At 74.3% G+C, this 3,428-nt stretch carries 5 protein-coding genes; 4 read left to right on the forward strand and 1 reads right to left on the reverse strand.

The window, feature by feature from the left end; translation table 11 throughout:
* Positions 1-694: hypothetical protein (locus VIB11_RS01035; RefSeq protein ID WP_332027500.1), on the reverse strand; the 694-nt coding region annotated here is incomplete at its 3' end.
* Between the two features lie 120 nt (positions 695-814).
* Here VIB11_RS01035 and rimP point away from each other — a divergent pair.
* The 4 genes from rimP to VIB11_RS01055 form a co-directional block, all read left to right on the forward strand.
* Positions 815-1,375: a ribosome maturation factor RimP gene (gene rimP / locus VIB11_RS01040; protein WP_332027502.1), complete on the forward strand. Its 561-nt coding sequence runs from the start codon at positions 815-817 to the stop codon at positions 1,373-1,375.
* A 2-nt stretch (positions 1,376-1,377) separates the two neighbouring features.
* Positions 1,378-2,463 (forward strand): transcription termination factor NusA, encoded by a 1,086-nt coding sequence (gene nusA, locus VIB11_RS01045; protein ID WP_332027504.1) that lies wholly within the window; start codon positions 1,378-1,380, stop codon positions 2,461-2,463.
* A 101-nt stretch (positions 2,464-2,564) separates the two neighbouring features.
* Positions 2,565-2,882 carry a YlxR family protein gene (locus VIB11_RS01050; RefSeq protein WP_332027506.1) on the forward strand — a complete coding sequence of 106 codons (318 nt, stop codon included), beginning with the start codon at positions 2,565-2,567 and terminating at the stop codon, positions 2,880-2,882.
* Between the two features lie 60 nt (positions 2,883-2,942).
* A partial coding sequence (locus VIB11_RS01055; protein WP_332027508.1) for a translation initiation factor IF-2 N-terminal domain-containing protein occupies positions 2,943-3,428 on the forward strand: 486 nt, incomplete at its 3' end.

The following is a 3,428-nucleotide window of genomic DNA, read 5'->3' on the forward strand; positions in this document are numbered from 1 at the left end:
TCTCGACCTCGGGCTGCTCGGCCCACCGGACCGTCTTGCCCAGCAGCGTGGCCGCTGCGGCGCGCTGGGCGAGGGTGGCCGCGGCCACGGGCACGGCGGTGGCGGGCAGGGCGGCGAGCTCCGTGAACGACTCGGGGGCGAGGGCCTCGGCCTCGGCGGCAGCCAGGGACGCCGTGGTCGGTGGGGCCGCGGTGGTCGGCACCGGCCTCGACGTGGCAGTGCTGCCGGCGCCCGACGGGGTGGCGGTCGTGGCGGGCGAGCCCGTGCCCGTGGTCGTGCCCGTGGTCGGGCCCGTGGTCGTGCCCGTGCCGCCCGCTGCCGTGACGGTCTGCGCACGGTGGGCGGCCTCGGCGTCGGCGACCGCCCGGTCGGGGATGCCGAGCCGGTCCAGCAGCGAGCGGAGCCCGGCGACCTGCTCCCGGTGCAGCGGGGCGAGCCGGGCCGGCAGCGACGTGGAGGGCCCGCCGACCCGGCCGGCGAGCTCGGCGAGGTCCCCGGAGCCCAGCCACAGCCCGAGCAGGAACGCCTCGCCGGGAACGGGCTCGCGCGTCGGCAGCAGCGGCACCCGCGGCGCGTCGTCCTCGAGACGGATCCCACACGCGGCGAGTGGCACCGCGGCGGCGGCGAGCGCGAGCGCACCGAGCGCGGTGCGCCGGGTCGGGGCACACGGCATACCGGCGTGGGCATCGGGCATGGGCCCGATCATGGCACGGGCGCGGGTGGTGCCCGGCCGCACGGGCGCGCATGCAGCGCCCTCCGGGCGTGGCTAGAGTGGGCGACGCACGGACCCAGAACTTCAGAGAGGACGATCCGCATGAGCGTCACCCAGCAGATACGTCCTGCCGTCGAGGGCCCGCTCGCCGGGCTCGGCCTGGTTGTCGAGGACGTCGCCGTCACCCCGACCGGGCGCCGCCGCCTGGTCCGGATCTGGATCGACCGCGACCTCGCCTCCGACGGGTCCGACGTCACCGACCCGACCCCGGCCCTGAGCCTCGACGAGGTCGCCGACGCCACGCGCGTCGTCAGCGACGCGCTCGATGCCTCCGACGTGATGGGGGAGCAGCCGTACACCCTCGAGGTCACCTCGCCCGGCGTCGACCGCCCGCTCACCGAGCCACGGCACTTCCGCCGCAACGTCACGCGCCTCGTCACGCTCACCCCGCTCGAGGGCGACCCGGTCACGGGGCGCATCGTCCGCGCGGGCGAGCAGGGCCTCACCGTCGAGGTCCCCGCCACGAAGAAGCAGCCGGCGCGCCGGCTCGACCTCGGGTATGCCGCGCTCGCCCGTGCCGTGGTGCAGGTCGAGTTCTCGCGGCCGGGGGACCAGGCGCACCCAGACCACACGGACGTCGACACCAGCGACGAGGAGAACTGAACATGGACATCGACCTTGCGGCCCTGCGGGCCCTCGAGCGCGAGCGGGACATCTCGCTCGACGTCCTCATCCCCGCCATCGAGCAGGCCCTGCTCGTCGCCTACCACCGGACCGACGGCGCCTACAAGCACGCCCGGGTCGAGCTCGACCGCAAGACCGGCCACGTCGTGGTGTGGGCCCGCGAGGAGGTCGAGGCCCCTGAGCCGGAGGAGGGCCAGGAGGCCGGCCGCGCCGAGCTCGGGCCGGAGTTCGACGACACCCCGACCGGCTTCGGGCGGGTGGCGGCCTCCACCGCCCGCCAGGTCATCGTGCAGCGCCTGCGCGACCTCGAGGACGAGGCCATCCTCGGTGACTTCAAGGGCCGCGAGGGCGACGTCGTGGCCGGGGTGATCCAGCAGAGCTCCGACCCCCGGCACGTCCTCGTCGACTTCGGCACCGTCGAGGGGATCCTGCCCCTCGCGGAGCAGGTGCCCGGAGAGCGCTACGTCCACGGCGAGCGGCTGCGCTGCTACGTCGTGAGCGTCCGGCGCGGCCCGAAGGGCCCGCAGATCGGCCTGTCGCGCACGCACCCGAACCTCGTCCGCAAGCTCTTCGCCCTCGAGGTCCCGGAGATCGCGGACGGCACCGTCGAGATCGCGGCGCTCGCCCGCGAGGCGGGGCACCGCACCAAGATCGCGGTGCACTCGAAGGTCCCGGGCCTGAACGCCAAGGGCGCCTGCATCGGCCCGATGGGGGCCCGGGTGCGGGCGGTCATGACCGAGCTCCATGGCGAGAAGATCGACATCGTCGACTACTCCGAGGACCCGAAGACCTTCGTGGCCGCTGCGCTCTCGCCCTCACGGGTGGAGTCGGTGGAGATCGTCGACCCGCAGCTGCGCGCCGCGCGGGTGGTCGTCCCCGACTACCAGCTCTCGCTCGCGATCGGCAAGGAGGGGCAGAACGCCCGCCTGGCCGCGAAGCTCACCGGGTGGCGGATCGACATCCGGCCCGACAACGCCCCCTCGGGACCCGCCGGCGGCAGTGGCGCTGGTCACGCCTCGGCGCCCTCGGGCCAGGGCGCCGAGGGCACCGGTGGCGCACGCCGGTAGCAGAAGGCGCTAGAGTGGTGGGGACCGACTGGACTGGACTCCATCCTCGGGAACCCCGCACGACCCCTGACCAGGGCGCGAGCCGCCCGGTACGGACCTGTGTGGGCTGTCGAGGAACGGATAGCCGGTCGGCACTCCTGCGAGTGGTCGCGGAGCGGAATGAACAGGGCCAGTTCCTGCTTGTACCGGATCTGCGGCGTCGTTTGCCGGGCCGTGGCGCATGGCTGCACCCGACACGCGACTGCTTTGACAAAGCCCTCCGACGCCGGGCCTTCGGGCGCGCGCTGCGTGTCAGCGCCGCCCTGGACCCGGCAGCGGTCACGGCGCACCTCGAAGGCATCGAGCAGAAGAAACCGTCCGACAAGGGAACCGAAAGCGGGTTTGACGCTGATGAGCACCCGATGAGTACTCAGCGATGAGCACCCCCCAGCAGTAACGACGGTCCGCGCCTGTCCCGGCACGGACCAGACAGGAGAAACGTGGCCAAGGTCCGTGTCTACGAGCTCGCCAAGGAGCTCGGAGTAGAGAGCAAGACCCTGCTCAACCACCTCAAGGAGCAGGGCGAGTTCGTGCGCTCTGCCTCGTCCACCATCGAGCCGCCGGTCGTCCGCAAGATCAAGGAGACGTTCCCGGCAGAGCTCCGTGGCGGCGGCGACGGCAAGGCCGCTGAGGCCAAGCCCGCCGCGAAGCCCGCAGCCAAGAAGGCTGCTGCCCAGCCCGAGACCCCCGCGGCCCCGGCCGCCCCTCAGGCCCCGTCCACCCCGGCGGCCCCGGCAGCCAAGGCCCCCGAGGCTCCTGCCGTCGCGGCCCCGGCCGCCCCGGCTGCCCCGGCCGCCCCGGCTGCCCCTGCCGCCCCGGCAGCCAAGGCCAGGCCTGCAGGCCCGGGTGCTCCGACGCCCGGCCCGCGCCCGGCCCCGAAGGCCCCCGAAGCGCCGGCTGCCCGCGTGCAGTCCTCGCGTGACGAG

Source organism: Pedococcus sp. (assembly GCF_036554925.1).
Lineage (GTDB): Bacteria > Actinomycetota > Actinomycetes > Actinomycetales > Dermatophilaceae > Pedococcus_A.